Origin of the sequence: Polaribacter sp. Asnod6-C07 (assembly GCF_045063625.1) — a bacterium.
Classification (GTDB): Bacteria; Bacteroidota; Bacteroidia; order Flavobacteriales; family Flavobacteriaceae; genus Polaribacter; species Polaribacter vadi_A.
On the sequence record NZ_JBEFOF010000005.1, the window covers coordinates 1569142 to 1592643 of the forward strand.

At 30.3% G+C, this 23502-nt stretch carries 16 protein-coding genes and 1 tRNA gene; 11 read left to right on the forward strand and 6 right to left on the reverse strand.

The window, feature by feature from the left end:
- Positions 1-46 precede the first annotated feature (46 nt).
- Entirely contained in the window at positions 47-340 is a 294-nt protein-coding gene (locus ACJJVK_RS06680) for a thioredoxin family protein (protein WP_405564425.1), read from the forward strand.
- Positions 341-399: 59 nt separating this feature from the next.
- Here the strand turns inward: ACJJVK_RS06680 and ACJJVK_RS06685 are convergent, their stop codons facing one another.
- Positions 400-3531 (reverse strand): DUF2723 domain-containing protein, encoded by a 3132-nt coding sequence (locus ACJJVK_RS06685; protein ID WP_405564428.1) that lies wholly within the window; start codon positions 3529-3531, stop codon positions 400-402.
- Between the two features lie 172 nt (positions 3532-3703).
- On the opposite strand from ACJJVK_RS06685, the gene ACJJVK_RS06690 reads away from it, so the two are divergent.
- Together ACJJVK_RS06690 and ACJJVK_RS06695 are read left to right on the forward strand one after the other, a co-directional pair.
- Positions 3704-3775, forward strand: a tRNA-Gln gene (locus tag ACJJVK_RS06690).
- A 76-nt stretch (positions 3776-3851) separates the two neighbouring features.
- The gene (locus tag ACJJVK_RS06695; protein WP_405564431.1) at positions 3852-4751 is read left to right on the forward strand and encodes an EamA family transporter; all 900 of its coding nucleotides are present in this window, start codon (positions 3852-3854) and stop codon (positions 4749-4751) included.
- A gap of 117 nt (positions 4752-4868) precedes the next feature.
- On the opposite strand, the gene thrC is transcribed toward ACJJVK_RS06695, so the two are convergent.
- From thrC to ACJJVK_RS06715, 4 genes are all read right to left on the reverse strand, one after another.
- Positions 4869-6152, reverse strand: a complete 1284-nt coding sequence (thrC, locus tag ACJJVK_RS06700) for a threonine synthase (RefSeq protein ID WP_405564434.1) — start codon at positions 6150-6152, stop codon at positions 4869-4871.
- A gap of 87 nt (positions 6153-6239) precedes the next feature.
- Entirely contained in the window at positions 6240-7163 is a 924-nt protein-coding gene (locus ACJJVK_RS06705) for a homoserine kinase (protein WP_405564435.1), read from the reverse strand.
- A gap of 54 nt (positions 7164-7217) precedes the next feature.
- The gene (gene thrA, locus ACJJVK_RS06710) at positions 7218-9656 is read right to left on the reverse strand and encodes a bifunctional aspartate kinase/homoserine dehydrogenase I (RefSeq protein WP_405564438.1); all 2439 of its coding nucleotides are present in this window, start codon (positions 9654-9656) and stop codon (positions 7218-7220) included.
- A gap of 325 nt (positions 9657-9981) precedes the next feature.
- Positions 9982-11535 carry a hypothetical protein gene (locus ACJJVK_RS06715; RefSeq protein ID WP_405564441.1) on the reverse strand — a complete coding sequence of 518 codons (1554 nt, stop codon included), beginning with the start codon at positions 11533-11535 and terminating at the stop codon, positions 9982-9984.
- A gap of 131 nt (positions 11536-11666) precedes the next feature.
- Between ACJJVK_RS06715 and ACJJVK_RS06720 the strand changes: the two genes are divergently transcribed.
- The 8 genes from ACJJVK_RS06720 to ACJJVK_RS06755 all read left to right on the forward strand — a co-directional run bounded on the left by ACJJVK_RS06720 (position 11667) and on the right by ACJJVK_RS06755 (position 22992).
- Positions 11667-12842 (forward strand): 2-isopropylmalate synthase, encoded by a 1176-nt coding sequence (locus tag ACJJVK_RS06720; RefSeq protein WP_405564444.1) that lies wholly within the window; start codon positions 11667-11669, stop codon positions 12840-12842.
- A gap of 13 nt (positions 12843-12855) precedes the next feature.
- Complete coding sequence (leuB, locus tag ACJJVK_RS06725) at positions 12856-13977, forward strand: 3-isopropylmalate dehydrogenase (RefSeq protein WP_405564447.1); 1122 nt, start codon at positions 12856-12858, stop codon at positions 13975-13977.
- A gap of 356 nt (positions 13978-14333) precedes the next feature.
- A complete protein-coding gene (gene ilvD / locus ACJJVK_RS06730; protein ID WP_405564449.1) occupies positions 14334-16010 on the forward strand; it encodes a dihydroxy-acid dehydratase in 1677 nt (558 codons plus the stop codon).
- 90 nt (positions 16011-16100) lie between these two features.
- On the forward strand, positions 16101-17834 hold the full coding sequence (ilvB, locus tag ACJJVK_RS06735) for a biosynthetic-type acetolactate synthase large subunit (RefSeq protein WP_405564451.1): 1734 nt from the start codon (positions 16101-16103) through the stop codon (positions 17832-17834).
- A gap of 1 nt (position 17835) precedes the next feature.
- On the forward strand, positions 17836-18366 hold the full coding sequence (gene ilvN, locus ACJJVK_RS06740; protein ID WP_405564452.1) for an acetolactate synthase small subunit: 531 nt from the start codon (positions 17836-17838) through the stop codon (positions 18364-18366).
- Positions 18367-18447: 81 nt separating this feature from the next.
- Positions 18448-19923, forward strand: a complete 1476-nt coding sequence (gene ilvC, locus ACJJVK_RS06745) for a ketol-acid reductoisomerase (RefSeq protein WP_405564455.1) — start codon at positions 18448-18450, stop codon at positions 19921-19923.
- Positions 19924-20003: 80 nt separating this feature from the next.
- Positions 20004-21266 (forward strand): threonine ammonia-lyase IlvA, encoded by a 1263-nt coding sequence (gene ilvA / locus ACJJVK_RS06750; RefSeq protein ID WP_405564458.1) that lies wholly within the window; start codon positions 20004-20006, stop codon positions 21264-21266.
- A 133-nt stretch (positions 21267-21399) separates the two neighbouring features.
- Positions 21400-22992 carry an NADP-dependent glyceraldehyde-3-phosphate dehydrogenase gene (locus tag ACJJVK_RS06755; RefSeq protein WP_215994114.1) on the forward strand — a complete coding sequence of 531 codons (1593 nt, stop codon included), beginning with the start codon at positions 21400-21402 and terminating at the stop codon, positions 22990-22992.
- Positions 22993-23075: 83 nt separating this feature from the next.
- Here ACJJVK_RS06755 and ACJJVK_RS06760 read toward each other — a convergent pair whose 3' ends face one another.
- A complete protein-coding gene (locus ACJJVK_RS06760) occupies positions 23076-23477 on the reverse strand; it encodes an ACT domain-containing protein (RefSeq protein ID WP_405564461.1) in 402 nt (133 codons plus the stop codon).
- Positions 23478-23502 lie beyond the last annotated feature (25 nt).

Below are 23502 nucleotides of genomic sequence, written 5' to 3' on the forward strand. Positions count from 1 at the left end.
TAAAATAGAAATTTTACGCAATTTTTTCCTTTAAAAACCTTAGGTTATGACAAAATTTGGAGAGTTAATTAGTGTTGATAAGCCTGTTTTAATCGACTTTTATGCTGATTGGAATGAGGTAGAAAATAGTGTACAAACTTTAAGAGATGTTGCTGCTGCTTTAGGTGATAAAGCTAAAGTAATTAAGATCGATATTAAAAAGAACGAAACTTTAGCAGATGCTTTACGTGTTAAAGGAAACCCTACTTTTATGATTTATAAAAATGGCGAAATGAAATGGCGCCAAACAGGTTTTCAAGATGCAAATACTTTAATTAGTTTGGTACAACAATACGTTTAAGTTTTACTAAATAATAACTATAAAAAAACCACAAACTTTTAAGTTTGTGGTTTTTTGTTTTATTGTTTTACTTCTTCACTGTCACTGGGCATAATGTGTTCAAATAAACTCAGTGTTTTGTTAAAGTCATCTTGTATTTCGTTTATAAATTCTTGGTCAGTATCATACTGTACAACTTGATCTATGATTCCTCTATAAAGATATCTAAAAGTTAAATCGAAATCTTCGAAAACCATATCAAAATCTTCGACAGAAAAAGTACTATACCAAACTAGTTTTTCTTTAAATAATCTAATTAAATCTTCGGCATTTTTTCTAGCTTTTTTTGCTTCACCTAATTTATAATACATCTCTGGGTATTCCATAGATAAACTGTAATGGTCAAAATCTTCGATAGGTAATTTGTCTAAAGATAAGTCTAACACTTCAATTGCTTTTAAAGTATCACCTTCTTTTGCAAATGCAGCAGACAAACGCATTAAGCTGTTTCTTAGAGAGATTGCGTTTCTTTTAGTTTGTTCGTCTAAATAAATTTTACCATCATTAATGTTTCTCCAGTTCCATTTTTTAACGTTACTGTACATTTTTTCAGTATCAATTCTACCAATATCAAACAAACTCAACTCACGAATTAATTGTCCGTTTTCATTATAAATTTTGGTAGGTGTTTTTATAGGTACAAATTTAAAAGCAACACCATCTAATTGTAAGTAATCTTTAAGCCATATATATTCATTATCTGCATTAGAACCACCTGTAAAGTAAATTGGTCTTTTCCATTCGAAATTATTTAAAATATCTAACATTAAGATTGCATTTTTACCTATGGCTCTATCAATCGTAATATCTATGTAAGGTACAATCTTATCAGCGTCTTTTTGTGCCACAATTCCGTATTTTAAAACATTTTCTTTGTTTACAGGAATACGAATTTTGTTAGCAAGTAATACTTTTTCTGGGTTTCCATCATCATCTAAATCATAAAAAGTACGTTTATTATCACTCTGAATCCATTTCATAAAATAATCTAATTCTATGACAGAATCTTTTAATTGAGGAAATATTTCAGGAAAGTAATAAGCAACATCTAAAGTTCCGTATTTGTATTCATCATGTTCTAATTGCGATGGAATTGGTTCTGCTTTATAACTTTTCTTTTTCATTTGGTCTATGTACCAATCTGTTTGAAAAAGACTTGTATTTACCAGTTTAACATCGGTTCTAATGCCTTCTACTTCTTGCATATACCAAAGAGGAAAAGTATCATTATCGCCAATTGTAAACATAATTGCATTTGGGTCGCAACTTTCTAAATAAGCTTGTGCATTTAAATGTGTTGTGTATCTGTTAGAACGATCATGATCGTCCCAATTTTGTACGGCCATTAAAGTAGGCACAGCTAATAATGTAACTACAGTAACAGCAATTGCAACTTTTTTTCTCATTGCAAAATTTTTCAGGTATTCATATAAGGCTAATACACCAAAACCTACCCAAATTGCGAAAATATAGAAACTACCCACAACTGCATAATCACGTTCTCTTGGTTCAAAAGGTTTTGGGTTTGTATAAAATATAATGGCAAAACCTGTAAAAGCAAAGAATAAAAATAGGGTGAAGAAATTATTTTTATCCCATTTTATTTGATATAACAAACCTATTAACCCTAAAATAAGAGGTAAAAAATAGTATTTATTGCGTCCTTTATTTAGTAAAGATTGCCAAGGTAACATTTCTTGAGAGCCTAACCTTGCTTCGTCTATTACATCAATTCCGCTAATCCAATTTCCATTATGTATATCTAATTGTCCTTGAATATCATTTTGTCTTCCAACAAAATTCCACATAAAATAACGCCCATACATATACCCAAATTGATAGCTAACCATAAACTTAATGTTCTCTGCAAAAGTTGGTCTACGTTTGCTATTTGCTGGTATTCCTGCAATTTTTTTATACATTTCTTCGGATGCAGGATTTACCATTCTTGGTATAAACCCCTTATGTTTATCAGAATAATTAGGTAAAACGTCTTTGTAAACATTTACAATTACATATTTTCCGTCTTTTTTCTCATATTTTGGTTTGTCATCTTTAGTTGGGTTTGTAGCATCTTGCTCTCTGCTGTATGTATTTGAATAATACGTGTCGTAAAAAACATTGGCATCCCCATATTGTTCACGTTCGTAATAAGCCAATAATTCACGTGCACTAGAAGGATTATTCTCGTTAATAGTAGTGTTTGCATTGGCTCTTATGGGTAACATCATCCAAGAAGAGAAACCAATCATTATAAAAAGTAACGATAAAATTAAAGTGTTTGCCGTTAATTTTTGCTTTTTTCTGGTGTATTTTAATCCGAAGATAAAGAGAGCTACTAAGATTATTGCAGCAATAATACTACCAGAATTATATGGTAAACCAACTGAGTTGATGAAAAATAACTCTGATGCACTAAAGAATTTTAATGTAAAAGGGAATATAAATTTAAAAACCAGCATTAAGACAAATACAGAAAAAATAGTGGCTATAGCTGTAGTTTTTAAGTTGATGCTCTTGTAAGTTTTAAAAAAATATAACATTACAATTGCAGGGATAACCAACAAAGAAAGTATGTGAACACCAAATGATAAACCAACAACAAAACTGATTAAAACCAGCCATTTATTACCTCTAGGTGTATCTATTTCGCTTTCCCATTTTAAACCTAACCAAAATAATAATGCCATTAAAAATGATGACATTGCATAAACTTCACCTTCAACAGCACTAAACCAAAAACTATCAGAAAAAGTATAAGTTAAAGAACCAACTAAAGCACTTCCTAAAATAGCAATTCGTTTCCCTTTAGATATATTTCCTGTTTTAGCTGCAAGCTTTTTAGCTAAATTACTAACTGTCCAGAACATAAATAAAATGGTAAATGCACTTGCTAAAGCAGACATAAAGTTTACCATTTTAGCAATTTCTGTATTATCTGATGTAAACAATGCAAAAAATGCACCTAACATTTGAAAAAGTGGCGCTCCTGGTGGATGCCCAACTTCTAATTTTACAGCTGTAGAAATGTACTCACCTACATCCCAGGCACTAACTGTGGGCTCTAAGGTTAAAGTGTAAGTAATTAAGGCAATAGCAAATGTAATCCATCCAAGAATGATGTTCCATTTATTAAATTGTGCTGGTGTCATAAAAGCAGGTAATTGTATGTGGGCGAATTTACTAATAATTATGAATAAAAGCTTGTTCTTATTGTTTTTCTAAGTAAAGAAATCCTCATAAATCTTTGTTAAAAGTAAATTTTATAAAAAAATGTTTGCAAATTTAAAAGATTGCATTAAATTTGCATCCGCTAAGAAGCATTGGCCTATGGTGTAATTGGTAACACACCGGTTTTTGGTACCGACATTCAAGGTTCGAGTCCTTGTAGGCCAACAAAAGCAACTTTTAATCTTATGATTATCAGTTGCTTTTTTTTTAGTTTAAATTTAAGTAGAAAAAATTTTGGTTTATGTGGATGTATTTGGGGCTTTTAGCCGCGCTTTTTTTAGGGTTTCATAGCATCATAAAAAAACAAGTTGTTAAAAATAATGAGGTTTTACCTGTATTAACAATTACTTTATCTGCCGGATTTTTAGTTTTCTTACCTTTTTTTATCGGTTCAATTGTAAATCCTGAATATTTTAAATCAATAGGATTTTATATTGAAGAATTGCCAATAGAAAAACACGGTTTTATTTTTATAAAATCTATGATTATGGCTGCTTCTTGGGTTTTAGCTTACAGTGCTTTAAAACATTTACCAATTACAATTGTAGCTCCAATACGTTCTGCAGGTCCGTTTTTTACTTTTATTGGAGCTATATTTATATTTAAAGAAGAGCCAAACATTTATCAATGGATTGGTTTTTTTCTGATAATCTTCTCAGTGATTTTATATTCTAAAATAGGGAAAATAGAAGGTATCATTTTTAAAAGCAACAAATGGATTTTTGCAATAATAGCAGCTACTTTTTTAGGGGCATCAAGTGGTTTGTACGATAAATTTTTGGTGCAAAGCCTACATTTAAATCCGCAAACATTACTGTTCTGGTTTTGCTTTTATACTTTATTGATTTTATTGGTTATACTAAGTGTAATGTGGTTTCCTTTTAAAGAAAAAAGAGCAAGATTTAAATGGAGTTGGTTAATCCCTTTAGTAGGGTTGTTGTTATATACTGCAGATTATTTTTATTTTAAAGCATTACAAGATCCTGAAGCTTTAATTATGTTGTTGTCAGCCATAAAAAGAAGTCAATTATTAATCACAGTAGTTATTGGAGGGTTTATTTTTAATGAAAAAAACAAGCGTAAAAAGATTGTGCCTCTAATAGGAATTATGATTGGTGTTTTTCTGATTTTAAATTCTTAGTTTTTAATAGTTTGGTTGGTATATTGTATCCTACTAATAAAAATAGCTTCCAATTTTAATAAATGATTTTATTAGAATTGGAAGCTAATAGCTTTTAATATAGTAAGAGAAATATATTTATTTCATTAAATACGCTTTCAAGTCTTCGTAAGTAGCTGCTTTTAAAGCCACTTTTGTATTGTTAATTACTTTTTTAATCTGCTCAGGAATTTCAACTTTTACAGGCAAAGTTTCTTCTACAACATCTAAGAATTTTACTGGATGAGCAGTTTCTAAGAAAACACCAAATTCGTTTTCTTTTAAACCATGTTTTTTTAATCCTAAGTAACCAACAGCTCCATGAGGGTCTGCTACATAACCCGAATTTTCATAGATTTTTTTCATTGTTGCTCGAGTTTCATCATCAGTAAAACTATAAGAAGAAAAAGCACTTTTTAACAATTCTAAATCGTTGTTAAACAATTCTCTAATTCTAATAAAGTTACTTGGGTTACCAACATCCATAGCATTAGAAATGGTTGCTTTTGATGGTTTAGGAGTGTAAACTCCATCCACTAAATAATTAGGTACAGTGTCATTTACGTTTGTTGATGCTACAAAATGTTTGATAGGTAAACCTAGTTTTTGTGCCATTATTCCTGCACAAATATTACCAAAATTACCACTTGGGACAGAAAAAATAAGGTCTTTATGTTGTTTGTGTAATTCTTTGTAAGCGAAGAAAAAGTAAAACATTTGTGGTAGCCAACGTGCAACATTTATAGAGTTTGCAGAAGTTAAAGTTCGCTCTATGTCTTCATCTAAAAAAGCAGTTTTTACCATATCTTGGCAATCATCAAAAACACCATCTACTTCTAAAGCTGTAATATTTTTACCTAAAGTAGTTAATTGTTTTTCTTGAATATCGCTCACTTTACCTGAAGGATACAAAATAACCACATTTACGCCTTTTGCACTTAAAAATCCGTTAGCAACAGCACCTCCTGTATCACCAGAAGTAGCAACTAAAACAGTAACTTCATTGTCATTATCTCTGTTAAAATACTCCAAGCATTTTGCCATAAATTTTGCACCAACATCTTTAAAAGCCATTGTTGGTCCGTGAAACAATTCTAAAGTTGCAATATTATCATCAACCTTAACCACAGGAAAATCAAAAGAAACAGTTTCTGCAATAATTTCTTTTAAAACATCAGTAGGGATTTCATCACCCACAAATTGTTTTATGGCTTCAAAGGCAATTTCGTGGTTGGAGTAATCAGAAATATTATCAATAAAATCTTTTGATAAAGGTGTAATATTTTCTGGAAAATAGATTCCTCTATCTTTTGCTAAACCTTCTACAACAGCATTTTTAAAAGTTGTATTTGGTGATTTATGATGTAAACTGTAATAGTTCATTTTTTAGTTTTTTTGGTCATTCTAAGTTTACAAAGCAATCTTATAATTTTATAGAGATTGCTTGATTCTCTTATTTTGAAAAGACGATTAGTCAATTATTTTTATTCCTTCTGGATTTACTTTAGATGTGTAAAGTTCAAAATCAATACCTTTATCTCTGTAGCTTTTTTCGATTGCATTATAAACTTCTTTCTGAACCTCATCACCTTTACAAAGTGCAAAAATTGTTGGCCCAGAACCAGAAATCCCAGCACCTAAAGCTCCTGCTTTTATGGCAGCGTTCTTTACTTTATCAAAATAAGGGATTAACTTTTTACGATGAGGTTCTACAATAATATCTACTAAAGAATTACTGATTAAATTATAGTCATTAGAGTGTAACCCAGAAATTAATCCACCAACATTAGCCCATTGTGTAACTGCGTCTTTTAAAAGTATTTCTTTTGGTAAAACTGCTCTTGCATCTTTGGTTTTTACTTCAATCTGTGGGTGAATGGCTACAAGTCGTAATTCATTTGGTACAGGTAGTTTTATGATTTCTAAGGGTTCGTAACTTCTAATTAATACAAAACCACCATAAACTGCTGCTGCAACATTATCTGCAATTGCACTTCCACAAGCAACTTCTTCTCCAAACATTGCAAACTTTGTTAGTTCTAATTCAGAATAAATATTGCCTAATAATTGATTTGCACCAAAAGCAGCACCAGCAGCACTTGCAGCAGAGCTACCCAATCCACTTCCTGGAGAAAAACCTTTATGAATGGTAAGCTGCACACCAAAATTTGCTTTTGCTTCTAACAACATTTTCTTAACCACAGCACTTGCAGCGTTTTTATCAACATCGTAAGTTAAATCTGCACCTGTTATATTTGTTATTTCTACTTCTAAGTTTGGTGTTTTTGTAAATGTCATTTCATCACCAATAGCATCTACAGCAAAACCTAGAGAATCATAACCACAAGAAACATTGGCAACAGTTGCAGGAGAAAATATTTTTAAATAGTCCATTTTTAATAGTTTGAAAGTTCTTAGAGTTTATAAAGTTTCAACTTTTAAACTGTTTTATTGATTAGCAATTCTTATAACATCCGCAAAAATACCAGAAGCAGTAACATCTGCACCTGCACCTGCACCTTTAATAATTAATGGATTTACTGGGTATCTGTCTGTAAAAAATAACACAATATTGTCACTACCTTCTAAATTGTAAAAAGGATGATCTGTGGGTATATGTTGTAAGCCAACATTTGCTTTTCCGTCAACAAATTCTGCTACATATTTTAAACGACAATCTTTGTCATTGGCTTGTTTAAAAATATTTTGAAAATGATTTTCGTGTTTTGTTAATGCTGCATAAAAATCATCATTATTACTTGTGTTTAAAGCCTCTTCTGGTAAAAAAGCATTCTTTTCAATGTCTTCTAATTCCATTTTAAAACCACTTTCTCTAGCAAGAATTAAAATTTTTCTAGCAACATCTACACCACTTAAATCAATTTTTGGATCTGGTTCTGTATATCCTTCTTTTTGTGCCTGAGTAACAACATCGTGAAATGTTGAGCTTTCATTAAAATTATTAAAAACAAAGTTTAAACTACCAGATAAAACTGCTTGAATTTTATGAATTTGATCACCAGAATTTACTAAGTTTTTAAGTGTATCTATAATTGGTAAACCTGCACCAACATTTGTTTCGAATAAGAAAGAAGCATTGTATTTTTTAGAGACTTCTTTTAATTTTTTGTAATTATAAAAACTAGAAGCACAAGCAATTTTGTTACAAGTAACTACAGAGATACTATTTCTTAAATACTTTTCGTAAATCTCAGAAACAGTTTGATTTGCTGTATTATCAACAAAAACACTATTTCTATGATTTGCTTCTTTTACTTTTATGTAAAAATTATCTATGCTTGTTGGTTCTCCATTTTCTAATAAATCTTTCCAGTTATCTAAATTGATTCCAGAATCATTAAAAACCATTTTTCTAGAATTAGAAATACCAATAACTCTAATGTTTAGTTTTAAGTTTTCTTTTAAGAACTTTTTTTGTTGATTTAATTGTGCTAAAAAACGCTCACCAACATTACCAACACCAGTTACAAACAAGTTTAATTGTTTAGTTCTTTCTTCAAAAAATTGTTCGTGTAAGGTATTTAATGCCTTTTTTGCATCATATTTATTAATAACTGCAGAGATATTTTTTTCTGATGAACCTTGGGCTATTGCTCTAACATTCACATTATTTCTACCCAAAGCACTAAACATTTGTCCACTTAAACCTTGGTAGTTTTTCATGCTCTCACCAACTACAGCAATAATTGCCAAATCATTTTCTACAATAATTGGTTTTATTTTTTTTCTGTAAATTTCTATGCTAAAAGTTTCGTCTAAAATAGTTTTTGCTTTTTCTGCATCAGTATCATAAACACCAACACAAATAGAGTGTTCAGATGAAGCTTGAGTAATAAACACTACATTAATTTTAGCAACAGAAAGTGCTTCGAATAAACGTTTAGAAAAACCAGGAATGCCAATCATTCCTCCACCTTCTAAAGTAATTAAGCTAATGTCTTCTATATGCGAAATTCCTTTTACTTCGTTTCCATTTTCAGGATCGTTAGAAATTAACGTTCCGAAATTTTCAGGATCGAAAGTGTTCTTAATTCTAATAGGGATTTCTTTACGCAAAGCAGGTTGAATTGTTGGCGGATACAAAACTTTTGCACCAAAATGAGACAACTCCATTGCTTCTTCGTAAGAAATTTCGGAAATTGGATAAGCTTGTTTTACAATTCTAGGATTTGCAGTAAACATACCACTAACGTCTGTCCAGATTTGTAATTCATCAGCATTTAAAGCAGCAGCATAAATGGCAGCAGAAAAATCAGAACCACCTCTACCTAAAGTTGTGGTTTCTTCGCCTGTATTCGAAGAAATAAATCCACCTAAAACTGTAACTTTATGTTGGTTGTCCTGAAAAAATACAGCAATATTTTTATTAGTAACCTCAAAATTTACTTGTGCATTTAAATACTCATCATTGGTAACAATTAAATCTCTACTTTCTTTGTGAGTAGCATCTAAAGTTTCTTTGGCAGCATTTGCAATAATGTAAGAAGATAATCTTTCACCAAAACTAGATACTTTTGCTAATGTTTTGTTTGATAATTCTTGAAGTAAAAAGATACCCTCGTAAATAGAAATTAAATGATCGAATAAATAGGTGATTTCTTCAGTAACTTCTTTTTTGTTTTTGATGATTAGGTCATCAATTACTCTAAAATGTAATTCTTTAATTAATTCTAAAATTTCTTTTGCAGCAGTAATGTCTTCTAAAGCTTCGTTTGCGCCAGCTAAAAGTTTGTCTGTAGTTTTGCCAAATGCAGATACTATAACTGCTACTTTTTGTTCTTCTGATGTTTTAGCAACAATGCTTAAAACTTGTTTGATTTTTTCTGAATTGGCTACTGAAGAGCCTCCGAATTTTAATACTTTCATCTTAAATTGATAAATAGTTTGTAATTTTTTTATAGTTTTTATTTCGATTTGTACGAAACAATAAATAACCTAGGTAATATGTATATAGCAGAACCCCTAAAGGGTAATAGTTGTAGTTGATGTGCGAATAATGGTGTTCATAGAAATACATACTACAGAAGTAGTTTTAGAAGAATTTGTATTTAATTTAGAAAGATTCACACCACAAAAATAGAAGTATTATTTATTTTGATGGGTTTAGATGCGTATTATTTTAAGAAAATTATTAAAAAATATAATGTTCGTAATAATTATCAAAATAATTAATAATAATGTAATGTATAATTTATTTCTTTGATTTTTCTTTAATTATCAAAGCTATAGGTTTGTTTTTTATTTTACTTTCTAACCAAGATAGAATGTCTAAATACAAAAATGCTCTTTTTTCATAAGGATGATTTTCAAACTTTTGTAGTTTTGCGTGTATTTTTTTGAACTCATTTTTTATTTCATGAGGAAAAACATCGCTCAAATCTCTAATAGATGTCAAGAATATTTTTTGAACTTCTTGTAGGTTTTCCATCTTTAGAAGAAACTTATAGGTATCTAAAAACTGTCTTTCTAAATCGTAATCTAATCCACATTCGTAATGCGCAATTAAATTTAAAATTCTTGCAAAACATTGTAAATCTTCTGCAGAACTTAAGTTTTTAGACTTTATTATTTTTTGCAAATAAGCAATACATAATTCGTTTTTACCCATTCCAAAATACAAACAAGCAATTTTGTAATATAGCATTACAATATAATGGCTATCTAATCTGTTTCTATAATCTTGTATTTTTTGATTAATGATTTCCACTAAATACTCACCTTCAGAAAAAGTAGCTTCTAAAAAGTGTAAGTGTAATTTATTGGCATACAAATACTGAAAAATTAAAAGCTCCGTATTTGTATTAGATGGAATTGTGTTTTGCTCAATTTCCTCTTCAAAAGAAATTAATTCTCTTTTAAAGGTAGATTTTTTCTTTACAAAAAACGATGCTTCTAAAAGGTAATTTATCCCTTTTAAATAAAAAACGGGGTGTTGTAAAATATGCTTTTTATCCTCTTTAAATAAATCTACCCATTTTCTGGCATACTTGTAACTCTGCAAAAAATCTTGAGTTAAAAAGCTATACCACAAATGAGATTTATAAAGCCATAATTTTTCTCTAAAACCTAAATCTTCAAAGTTGTATTTTGGTAATCTTTTATGGAAGTAAAGGTTAATGAATTCTAATTCTTTATTGTTTTTCACATACCCATTTTGTAATAAATGACTATATAGTTGTAATGATAAATTAGATAATTTACTTGCAATTACATTTTGCTGACTTAACGTTTTTGCTTGTATAGAAAGTTGATCTGCTCTGTTACTTAAACTTCTTGTAATGTATTGTGTTTCAATTACTTTTTCGAGTTCAACAATTTCGTAGGCAATGTTTTTTTCTTCATTCTCTAAAGCTAAATTTTTAGCTTTATCTAATAATTTTAAACTCTGCTTGTATAATCCTTTTTGATATAAAACTGTTGCAAAATCTAGTTGCTCCCTTATCTGAATTCTAATATTTTTATGAGCAGGATTTAAACGTAAACTAATTAAAATCTGCTTATATAAATGCGCTTTTAAATTTGATAATTGTTGTTTAGAAACAATTCCGCTATTAATAATTACTTTTTCATCATAGATTTTTAGCTTTTCTAAAAACTTGAAAAGCGAAAAAAACTTGGCGTCAATATTACCACCTAATCTACCAACATATAAGTTGAATTGCCTCTTTTCAGACTTGGTTAAAGACTTGATTAATATAAAAAGAGCATCGTTTTGATTATTGACTGATGTAGTAGTTTTACTCATAAATTACTGATTATAAAATACTTGTGTTTTAGCTAAGTATATTAGAAATCGTACTGAACTGTAAAAATAACCATTTATTTTAATCTCATTAATATACATTTGATTAAATATAAAGATAATCTTTACAAATTATGCAAGATAATAAGGTTCAAATTTTTGATACAACTTTAAGAGATGGAGAGCAAGTGCCTGGCTGTAAGCTAGATACTAATCAAAAATTGGTTATAGCAGAAAGATTAGATTTACTAGGTGTAAATGTAATTGAAGCTGGTTTTCCTGTTTCTAGTCCTGGAGATTTTACTTCAGTGTCAGAAATAGCTAAAATTGTAAAAAATGCAACAGTTTGTGGTTTAACTAGAGCTGTAGAAAACGATATAAAAGTAGCAGCAGAAGCATTAAAATTTGCAAATCATCCAAGAATTCATACTGGTATTGGTACTAGTGATTCTCATATACAATTCAAGTTTAATTCTACTAGAGAAAAAGTAATTGAAAGAGCTATTAAAGCAGTTTCTTATGCAAAATCTTTTGTAGAAGATGTAGAGTTTTATGCAGAAGACGCAGGTAGAACTGATAATGAATTTTTAGCAAGAGTATGTGAAGAGGTAATTAAAGCAGGTGCAACTGTTTTAAACATTCCAGATACTACTGGTTATTGTTTGCCAGAAGAATATGGTGCAAAAATGAAATATTTACGTGAAAACGTAAAAGGAATAGAAAAAGTTACACTTTCTTGTCACTGTCATAACGATTTAGGTCTGGCAACTGCAAACTCAATTTCTGGTGTTATTAATGGTGCTCGTCAAATTGAATGTACCATAAATGGGATTGGAGAAAGAGCAGGAAATACAGCTTTAGAAGAAGTTGTAATGGTGTTAAAACAACATCCATATTTAAATTTAGAAACCTCTATCAATACAAAATTATTGTATGATACAAGTATAATGGTTCGTGAAAGTATGGGAATGCCTGTGCAACCAAACAAAGCTATTGTTGGTGCTAATGCATTTGCTCATAGTTCTGGAATTCATCAAGATGGAGTAATAAAAAACAGAGAAACATACGAAATTATGGATCCTGAAGATGTTGGGGTTACAGAAAGTGCAATTGTTTTAACTGCAAGAAGTGGTAGAGCAGCTTTAGCTTATAGAGCTAAAAAAATTGGTTACGAATTAACTAAAGTTCAATTAGATACTGCTTACACTTCATTTTTAGAAACTGCTGATAAACAAAAAGAAGTAAAAGATGATGATATTCATTCTATAATGAAAGAGGTGAATAAAATATCTAAAATAGCAATGGCTTAAATGTAATAGAATTATGAAATATACTATAGCTGTAATTCCTGGAGATGGTATTGGTCCTGAAGTAGTAGATCAAGCTAAAAAAGCATTAGATGCAGTAGCAGAAGCTTACGACCATATTTTTTTGTATAAAGAAGCATTGTTAGGTGCTTGTGCAATAGAAAAAACGGGTTATCCATTACCTCAAGAAACTATAGATATTTGTAGAAATTCTGATGCTATTTTATATGGTGCAATTGGTGATCCTAAATATGATAATGATCCATCAGCAAGAATTCGTCCAGAACAAGGTTTGTTACAACTTAGAAAAGAATTGGATTTATATTGTAATGTAAGACCTGTAAAGGCTTATGATAATTTAATTCATAATTCACCATTAAAAAGAGAGGTAATAAAAGGTACAGATTTTTTAGTGTATAGAGAGTTAACTGGCGGAATTTATTTTGGTAAAAAAGAACTAAGTGAAGATGGTAAAACAGCTTCTGATGTTTCTGTTTATACTGTTGATGAAATTACAAGAATAACGCATTTAGCATTTAAAGCTGCACAAAAAAGAAAGAAAAAAGTAACCTTGGTAGATGAATCTAATGTGTTAGAAACATCGCGTTTATGGCGAAAAACAGTTACTGAAATTGCTAAATTATATCCAGAAATTACTTTAGAATACTTGTTTGTAGCTAATGCAACAATGCAATTAATTACAAACCCAAAAAAGTTTGATGTTATTCTTACAGAAAATCTTTTTGGAGATATTATTTCTGATGAAGCTAGTGTAATTAGTGGTTCTAAAGGTTTAATAGCATCATCATCAATTGGTGAAGAAAATGCTTTATTTGAGCCTATTCATGGTTCTTATTTTGAGGCAAAAGGTAAAGATTTAGCAAATCCTTTAGCATCAATTTTATCAGCAGGTATGTTATTACAACATTTAGGTTTAAATGAAGAGGCAGATGCAATTGAAAGAGCAGTAGAAAAATCGTTGGCTTTAGGTATTACAACTAAAGATATTAAGCGTAAAATTCAAAATGCAACAACAACATCTAAAGTAGGTGATTTTATTGCAGATTATATTACAAATCAAGATGATAGTAATATGAATTTTAAGAACATTCATATGGGGCAGAGTACAATTATTTAATTAAATTCAATTTAAAATTAGGATTTTTAAATAAAATTTTTAAATATTTGAATCGCAAATGAAAAAACAAATTTTAAATATTATTACTATTTTAAACGTCATCGTAATTATTGCGAATTGATCAGGAAGTGGTATTTATAACATAAAAATATAATTTAGCCTTCCTTTAAAAACGGAAGGTTTTTTATTGCATTTATTTGAATAATTGAGTATCATAATTAAGTAAGGTTAAACAACTGTAAATCAGTAAGATTAGTGTTATTTTAAACAACTGAAATTCAAGTATTCAATTGAATTTAATGTAACGAAAAAAGAGAAATAGAATAATTTAGTCAACAAAATCAAGAAATCATTAAATGAAACTAAACAAACACAGTAGCAGATTAACACAAGACGAATCTCAACCAGCATCTCAAGCAATGTTGTATGCAGTTGGTTTATCTGACGAAGATATGCAAAAAGCGCAAATAGGAATTGCGAGTACTGGTTACGATGGTAATCCTTGTAATATGCATTTAAATAGACTTAAAGATGAAGTCAAGGTCGAGTGTAAAATTGCAGATTTAGTCGGTTTAGGTTTCAATACTATTGGTGTTTCTGATGGTATTTCTATGGGAACTTCAGGTATGAACTACTCTTTAGTTTCTAGAGATATTATTGCAGATTCTATAGAAACTGTAATGAACGCTCAAAGTTACGATGGTTTAATTGCTATTGTAGGTTGTGACAAAAATATGCCAGGAGCTGTAATGTCTATGTTGCGTTTAAATCGCCCATCAATTATGATGTATGGAGGTACAATTGCATCAGGGAATTATAAAGGAAAAAAATTAAATATAGTTTCTGCATTTGAGGCATTAGGGCAAAAAGTAGCAGGTGAAATAGAGGAAGATGAGTATAGAGAAATTATAAAAAGAGCAATTCCAGGAGCAGGTGCTTGTGGAGGAATGTATACTGCAAATACGATGGCTTCTGCTATTGAGTGTATGGGCTTTGCATTACCTTACAATTCGTCAATTCCTGCTGAAAATCCTAATAAATTATCAGAATCAGAAAGACACGCAAGAGCAATTAAAAACTTATTAGAAAAAGATTTAAAACCTTTAGATATTATTTCTAAAAAATCAATTGAAAATGCAATTGCTTTGGTAAATGCTTTAGGAGGTTCTACAAATGCAGTATTACACTTTTTAGCAATAGCTCATGCAGCTGATATTGATTTTACTTTAGAAGATTTTCAAAAAGTATCTGATAGAACTCCATTAATTGCTGATTTAAAACCATCAGGAAAATATTTAATGGAAGATGTTCATGGAGTTGGTGGTACACCAGCAATTATGAAATATTTATTAGATAATGGCTATTTGCATGGAGATTGTATGACTGTAACTGGTAATACATTAGCAGAAAATTTAGCGGATGTTGAAGCAATGGAATTTGAAGATCAAGATGTAATTTATCCAAAAGATAAAGCATTAAAATCATCAGGAAATATTCAAATTATTTATGGAAACTTGGCAACTGAAGGAGCAGTTGCAAAAATTTCTGGAAACGAAGGTTTATTGTTTGAAGGGAAAGCAGTTGTTTATGATGGAGAACAAGCTGCAAATACAGGTATTTCTAATGGAGAAGTAGAAAAAGGTGATGTAGTCGTCATTAGATATGTTGGGCCTAAAGGAGGACCAGGAATGCCAGAAATGTTAAAGCCAACTTCGTTAATTATGGGAGCAGGTTTAGGTAAATCTGTAGCTTTAATTACTGATGGACGTTTTTCTGGAGGTACTCACGGTTTTGTAGTGGGGCACATTACACCAGAAGCACAATCAGGAGGAACAATAGGGATTTTAGAAACTGGAGATAAAATTAGAATTAGCGCAGAAGATAATTCGATTAATGTTTTAATTTCTGATGAAGAATTAGCAGAAAGAAAAGCAAAATGGATTGCTCCAGAACCAAAACATAAAAAAGGAATTTTATATAAATATGCAAAAACAGTAGCCTCTGCATCTAAAGGATGTGTTACTGATTTGTAAATAATTATAGATAAAAGAATAAGAGAAAAGAAAGGTGAGATAGATAGTAAAATCTTTAGTCTTTTTTCTCTAATCTAAAAATATAAAAATATGGAAACACAAACCATAAACACAAAAGATAAAACAACAAAAACAACAGAACGTATTTCTGGTAGCGAGGCAATTGTAAGATGCTTAATTGAAGAGGATGCAAAAATAATTTATGGATATCCAGGAGGCGCAATTATGCCAGTCTATGATGAATTATACAAGTATCAAGATAAAATTCATCATGTTTTAACACGTCATGAGCAAGGAGCAACACACTCTGCCCAAGGTTATGCAAGAATTTCTGGAAAAGTAGGTGTAGCAATCGCAACTTCAGGTCCAGGTGCAACTAATTTAATTACAGGTATTGCAGATGCACAAATAGATTCAACACCTATGGTATGTATTACTGGTCAGGTATTTTCTCACTTATTAGGAAGTGATGCATTTCAAGAAACTGATATTGTGGGTATTTCTACACCTGTTACAAAATGGAATTGTCAAGTTACTAAAGCTTCAGATATTCCTACAGCTATAGCAAAAGCATTTTATATTGCAAAAAGTGGAAGACCAGGCCCTGTTTTGATTGACATAACAAAAGACGCACAAATAGAGGAGTTTGATTTCTCATACGAAAAATGTACTAAAGTAAGAAGTTATAATCCAGTTCCTAAAACTGTATTTTCCTCAGTAGAAGAGGCTGCTAGACTAATTAATTCAGCCAAAAAACCTTTAATTGTTTGGGGGCAAGGAGTTATTTTAAGTGAAGCAGAAGAAGCTTTTAAAGCTGTTGTAGAGAAAGCAGGAATTCCTGCTGCTTGGACTATTTTAGGCGTATCTGCAATTCCTACTTCTCATCCTTTAAATGTAGGTATGGTTGGTATGCATGGTAATTATGCACCAAATGTTTTAACAAATGAATGTGATGTTTTAATAGCAATCGGTATGCGATTTGATGATCGTGTTACAGGTAGTTTATCAACTTACGCAAAACAGGCCAAAGTAATTCATTTTGAAATTGATCCTGCAGAAGTAGATAAAAATGTAAAAACAGATGTTGCTGTTTTGGGTGATGCAAAAGCAAGTTTAGAGTTGTTATTACCATTATTAAATAAAAATACACATCCAGAATGGCGTCAGAAATTTGCTGATTTATATGCTATTGAATATGAAAAAGTAATTAAAAACGATTTATATCCTACAAAAGAAGGAATTACAATGGGTGAGGTTTTAAAAGAAATCAACATTCAAAGTAAAGGAAATGCTGCAATTGTAAGTGATGTTGGTCAACATCAAATGATTGCTTGTAGATATGCAGAATTTAATAAATCAAAAAGTAATATTACTTCTGGTGGTTTAGGTACAATGGGCTTTGGTTTGCCAGCGGCAATAGGTGCAAAAATGGCAGCTCCAGATCGTGAAATAGTTTCTATTTCTGGTGATGGAGGTTACCAAATGACGATTCAGGAACTAGGTACTATTTTTCAGCAAAAAGCAGCTGTAAAAGTAGTGGTTTTAAATAACGATTTCTTAGGAATGGTGCGTCAGTGGCAGCAATTATTTTTTGATAAACGTTATGCATCCACAGAAATGGTGAACCCAAATTTTGTTGCTATTGCAGAAGGGTATTATATAAAGGCAAAAAAGGTTACAAAACGAGAAGAATTAGCAGATGCTGTTGCAGAAATGATGGCAAGTAAAGAAGCGTATTTCTTAGAGGTTTGTGTAGAGAAAGAGGATAATGTATTTCCTATGATTCCTACAGGAGCAAGTGTTTCAGATATAAGACTAGAATAAGATGAATACAAAAAAACAACTTTATACAGTATCTATTTATACTGAAAATAATATTGGATTGTTGAATAGGATTTCAGCAATTTTCCAAAGAAGACATATAAATATAGAAAGTTTAAATATTTCACCTTCAGAAATAGAGAATGTTTCTAAATTTATTATTGTGGTCAATATGATTGAAGAAGATGTAAAGAAAATTATTGGTCAAATCGAAAAACAAGTAGAAGTAATTAAAGCATATTACCATAATCTTGATGAGATTATTTATCAAATTTCGGGGTTATTTAAAATTAAATCAGAATTGTTATTTGAAGAACGCCAAATTCAAAATATCATTAAAGAAAGTAACGCTAGAATTGTAACTGTAAATAAAGATTTTTTTGTCCTTGAAAAATCAGGAAGAAAAGAAGAAATAGTAGAACTTTATAATGAATTAAGTGTTTTTGGAATTATGCAATACACTCGTTCTGGTTTAATTGCAGTTAGTAAAGAAGAAATGAAAATTTCTGCATTATTAGAAACATATAATAACTAAAAATAAATTACAGTAAAGAAAAAAGAATTCAACTTTTAAGGTTTACTTCTTTTTTCTACATCAAAAACAAAAACTAAAAAAATGTCAAATTATTTTAACACATTAACATTAAGACAAAAATTAGAACAATTAGGTCAATGTCGTTTCATGAATGCTTCTGAATTTGAAGACGGAGTTGAAGCGCTAAAAGGTAAAAAAATTGTTATTGTGGGTTGTGGAGCACAAGGTTTAAACCAAGGTTTAAACATGAGAGATTCTGGTTTAGATATCGCTTATACTTTAAGACCAGCTGCTATAGAACAGAAAAGACAATCATATATTAATGCAACTTCTAACAATTTTAACGTAGGTACTTACGAAGAAATGTTACCAACTGCAGATCTAGTAATTAATTTAACACCAGATAAACAACATACAAATGTTGTAAATGCAGTAATGCCATTAATGAAAAAAGGTGCTACTTTATCTTATTCTCATGGTTTTAATATTGTAGAAGAAGGTATGCAGATTCGTAAAGATTTAACTGTAATTATGGTTGCACCAAAATCTCCTGGTTCAGAAGTTCGTGAAGAATATAAAAGAGGTTTTGGAGTACCAACATTAACGGCAGTTCACCCAGAAAATGATCCAGAAGGTAAAGGTTGGGCGCAAGCAAAAGCGTATGCAGTTGCAACAGGTGGTCATACAGCAGGTGTTTTAGAATCTTCTTTTGTAGCTGAGGTAAAATCAGATTTAATGGGAGAGCAAACTATTTTATGTGGTTTGTTACAAACTGGTGCAATTTTATCTTTCGATAAAATGGTTGCAGAAGGTATTGATGCTGGTTATGCAGCAAAATTAATTCAGTATGGTTGGGAAACTGTAACTGAGGCTTTAAAGCATGGAGGTATCACTAATATGATGGACAGATTGTCTAACCCTGCAAAAGTAGAAGCATTTAGATTATCAGAAGAATTAAAAGACATTATGCGTCCATTATTCCAAAAACATATGGATGATATTATGACTGGTCATTTCTCTAAAACAATGATGGAAGACTGGGCTAATGATGATGTAAACTTATTAACTTGGAGAGCTGCAACAGGTGAAACTGCTTTTGAAAAACAAACGATTACAGACCAAGAAATTCCAGAACAAGAATATTTTGATCACGGAACTTTATTAGTTGCTTTTGTAAGATCTGGAGTAGAATTAGCTTTTGAAGCAATGACAGAATCAGGTATTATTGATGCATCTGCATATTACGAATCTTTACACGAAACTCCGTTAATTGCAAATACAATTGCAAGAATGAAGTTAGCAGAAATGAATCGTGTAATTTCTGATACTGCAGAATATGGTTGTTATTTATTCGATCACGCTTGTAAACCTTTATTAACTGATTTTATGAAAACAGTTTCTACAAACGTAATTGGTAAATCTTTTAGCTCAGAAAACGGAGTTGATAACCAAGAATTAATTAAAATTAACAAGATTATAAGAAATCATCCTGTAGAAATTGTAGGAGAGCAATTAAGAGCTTCTATGACTGCAATGAAAGTAATTAAATCTGCTTAATAAGATAAGAATTTCCCCAATATTTTGAATAAACCTGTTAGATTTAAAAATTTGACAGGTTTTATTTTTACATTTGATTTATGCAATCAGAATCAATTTTTTTTCCAAGTTTAATTAACATAAAAGCGGCTGCCAAAAATTTAGAAGGTGTAGCTTCTAAGACACCTTTAACTAAAAACTCTAATCTATCTAAAGAGTTTGCTGCTACTATTTTTTTTAAAAGAGAAGATTTACAGGTAGTTCGTTCTTACAAAATTAGAGGTGCTTATAATAAGATGTTTGCTTTAAGTGTTGTTGAAAAACAAAACGGAATTGTTTGTGCAAGTGCAGGTAATCATGCACAAGGTGTAGCTTTATCTTGTAAATTATTACAGATAAAAGGTACAATTTTTATGCCATTACCAACACCAAATCAAAAGATAGAACAGGTAAAAATGTTTGGTGAAGAGTATATAGATATTGTAATTGGTGGCGATACTTTTGATGATGCCTTTAATGCTGCAAAAGTAGAATGCGATGCTAAAAATAAAACCTTTATTCACCCTTTTAATGATGAAAAAGTTATTGAAGGGCAAGCAACAGTTGGTTTAGAAATTTTAGAACAAACCAGTAAAAAGATCGATTATGTTTTTGTGCCAATTGGTGGTGGAGGTTTATCATCAGGATTGTCTTCTGTATTTAAATTATTATCTCCAGAAACAAAAATTATTGGTATAGAGCCAGAAGGTGCACCTGCAATGCTAACATCAATCAATAATAATAAAAACACGGCTTTATCTACTATAGATCCTTTTGTAGATGGTGCTGCTGTTAAAAAAGTTGGCGATTTAAACTTTGCTATTTGTCAGCAAAATTTGCATAAAGTAATTACAGTTCCAGAAGGTAAAGTCTGTCAAACAATTTTAAACTTGTATAATAAAGATGCAATTGTTGTGGAGCCTGCTGGCGCTTTAAGTATTGCTGCGTTAGATTTTTTTGCTGATGAAATAAAAGGAAAAAATGTAGTTTGTGTAGTAAGTGGTAGTAATAACGACATCACTAGAACAGAAGAAATTAAAGAAAGAGCTTTAGTGTATGCAGATTTAAAACATTATTTTATTATAAAATTTCCTCAAAGAGCAGGTGCTTTAAAAGAATTTGTAGTTGATATTTTAGGACCTGATGATGATATTACACATTTCGAATACACCAAAAAAAATAATAGAATAAAAGGTGCAGCAGTAGTTGGTTTAGAGTTGCAGTCATCTAAAGATTTGCAACCTTTAATTAAAAGAATGAAAGACAATAATTTCTTTGGAGATTATTTAAATGATAAACCAGACTTGTTTCAATTTTTAGTATAATTATTTTAAAATGCATTATAATACGAAATGCTTTTCGCTATTTTAGATTCAAAAAAGAACAGATGGCGCTAATTTTTGCTAAATTCGTTATATAAAATTATTTCAAATTTTGTATAAAATTTAAATATTTCAAATGAAAAACAATTTCAAAGAAATTCCAGAAAAGTTTAAAATTTCGGAATTAAAACACCAAAAAACATATTTAGTTAGTGGTGAATTAAAAGAATGGAAAGGAGAATTTTCTGAAGTATATTCCTCTATTTCATCAACAGAAAAATATAAACCAACTTTGTTGGGTACTGTGCCTAATTTAACTGGAGATCAAGCTATAGAAGCATTAGATTCTGCTTATAGAGCTTATGATAAAGGGCAGGGTTTATGGCCTACAATGCGTGTTGCAGACAGAATTGCTTGTATGGAAGAGTTTGCAGAGCAAATGAAAACCAAAAGAGATGAGGTTGTAAAATTGTTAATGTGGGAAATTGGTAAGGCACTGCCAGATTCTGAAAAAGAATTCGATAGAACAATAGAGTACATTTACGATACTATAGAAGATTACAAACAAATGGATCGTGATTCTGCTAAATTTCAAAAAAATAGTGGAGTTTATGCACATGTAAGACGTGGACCATTAGGTGTAGTTTTGTGTTTAGGGCCTTATAACTATCCTTTAAACGAAACTTTTGCTTTGTTAATTCCTGCTTTAATTATGGGTAATACAACTGTTTTTAAACCAGCAAAACATGGGGTTTTATTATTATCACCATTAATGGAAGCATTTCAAAACTCTTTTCCAGAAGGTGTTGTAAATATTATTTATGGTAGAGGCCGTGTTTTGGCAACTCCTATAATGAAAACTGGTAAGGTTGATGTTTTAGCTTTAATTGGTAATAGTAAATCTGCAAATGCAATTCAGGCAAATCATCCTTATAAAAATAGATTGAGATTGGTTTTAGGTCTAGAGGCTAAAAATCCAGGAATTGTTTTGCCAGATGCAGATTTAGATTTAGCAATAAATGAATGTATTACAGGTTCTACATCTTTTAACGGCCAAAGATGTACAGCTTTAAAAGTATTGTATGTACATGAGCATATTGTAGATAAATTTAAAAAGCGTTTTGCAGAAAGAGTAGATGCTTTAAAGTTTGGAAATCCTTGGGAAGATGGTGTAAAGTTAACACCTTTACCAGAACCAGGAAAACCAGCTTATATTCAAGAATTGATAGATGATGCTACTGAAAAGGGAGCAAAGGTTATCAATAAAAAAGGAGGAAAAACAACTGAAAATTATATTTTTCCAGCAGTTTTATATCCTGTTTCTAAAGATATGAGAGTATATCAAGAAGAGCAATTTGGACCTGTAATTCCTGTAGTTTCTTTTAAAAACATTCAAGAACCTTTAGATGATATGGCTGAATCGAATTACGGACAGCAAGTAAGTGTTTTTGGTAGCGAAGTAAAAACTTTAGCGCCTTTAATTGATACACTTGTTAACTTGGTATGTAGAGTTAATTTAAATAGTGCTGCACAAAGAGGGCCAGATGTATATCCTTTTACAGGTAGAAAAGATTCTGCTGTAGGTACTTTAAGTGTTCATGATGCTTTACGTTCTTTTTCAATTAGAACTTTTGTAGCCTCTAAAGATACAGAATACAATAATGCAATTTTAGAAGAATTATTAGATAAAAAAGCGTCTAACTTTATTAGTACTGATTATCTTTTGTAATAGATTGTTGATAATATTTACACAAACAAAAACCTCCTTTTATGCACTTTAAAAGGAGGTTTTTTATTTTTCTAAGATAGATGTTATTGTTCTTTATTTGATAGTGTATTTAAAATTTTAATAGCTTTTTCAGAGTCTTTCTTATCAACAAAAATATGATCGTGATAATAACCAGCAATTACATTACAACTAATATTGTTTTTTGCTAATTCTGATGAAAATATTGCAGTTAAACCTACAGCATCTAAAGAAGAATGAATATTTAAAGTAATCCAAGAAGCAATATATTCATAGTTTAGGTTTAGTTTGTCAGCTTTTTCTTTCTCAATAACTATAGTTGTTCCCTCTACTTCTTTAAACTCACAAATGGTATCTTTTCTATTAATTTTAGTAATGTCTTTAATAGTAGAAAATATATAATCTCCATCATTTAATTTTGGAGACATACTTTTTATTAATTCAGATAAATTTGTTTCTCCAGCCATTTAATAAGTTTTTTTGTTTAAAGAG

Bases quoted from the DNA above. Each gene is read 5' to 3' on its own strand.
- ACJJVK_RS06680 (WP_405564425.1), top strand. From the start codon at position 47: ATGACAAAATTTGGAGAGTTAATTAGTGTTGATAAGCCTGTTTTAATC.
- ACJJVK_RS06685 (WP_405564428.1), bottom strand. From the start codon at position 3,531: ATGACACCAGCACAATTTAATAAATGGAACATCATTCTTGGATGGATT.
- ACJJVK_RS06695 (WP_405564431.1), top strand. From the start codon at position 3,852: ATGTGGATGTATTTGGGGCTTTTAGCCGCGCTTTTTTTAGGGTTTCAT.
- thrC (WP_405564434.1), bottom strand. From the start codon at position 6,152: ATGAACTATTACAGTTTACATCATAAATCACCAAATACAACTTTTAAA.
- ACJJVK_RS06705 (WP_405564435.1), bottom strand. From the start codon at position 7,163: ATGGACTATTTAAAAATATTTTCTCCTGCAACTGTTGCCAATGTTTCT.
- thrA (WP_405564438.1), bottom strand. From the start codon at position 9,656: ATGAAAGTATTAAAATTCGGAGGCTCTTCAGTAGCCAATTCAGAAAAA.
- ACJJVK_RS06715 (WP_405564441.1), bottom strand. From the start codon at position 11,535: ATGAGTAAAACTACTACATCAGTCAATAATCAAAACGATGCTCTTTTT.
- ACJJVK_RS06720 (WP_405564444.1), top strand. From the start codon at position 11,667: ATGCAAGATAATAAGGTTCAAATTTTTGATACAACTTTAAGAGATGGA.
- leuB (WP_405564447.1), top strand. From the start codon at position 12,856: ATGAAATATACTATAGCTGTAATTCCTGGAGATGGTATTGGTCCTGAA.
- ilvD (WP_405564449.1), top strand. From the start codon at position 14,334: ATGAAACTAAACAAACACAGTAGCAGATTAACACAAGACGAATCTCAA.
- ilvB (WP_405564451.1), top strand. From the start codon at position 16,101: ATGGAAACACAAACCATAAACACAAAAGATAAAACAACAAAAACAACA.
- ilvN (WP_405564452.1), top strand. From the start codon at position 17,836: ATGAATACAAAAAAACAACTTTATACAGTATCTATTTATACTGAAAAT.
- ilvC (WP_405564455.1), top strand. From the start codon at position 18,448: ATGTCAAATTATTTTAACACATTAACATTAAGACAAAAATTAGAACAA.
- ilvA (WP_405564458.1), top strand. From the start codon at position 20,004: ATGCAATCAGAATCAATTTTTTTTCCAAGTTTAATTAACATAAAAGCG.
- ACJJVK_RS06755 (WP_215994114.1), top strand. From the start codon at position 21,400: ATGAAAAACAATTTCAAAGAAATTCCAGAAAAGTTTAAAATTTCGGAA.
- ACJJVK_RS06760 (WP_405564461.1), bottom strand. From the start codon at position 23,477: ATGGCTGGAGAAACAAATTTATCTGAATTAATAAAAAGTATGTCTCCA.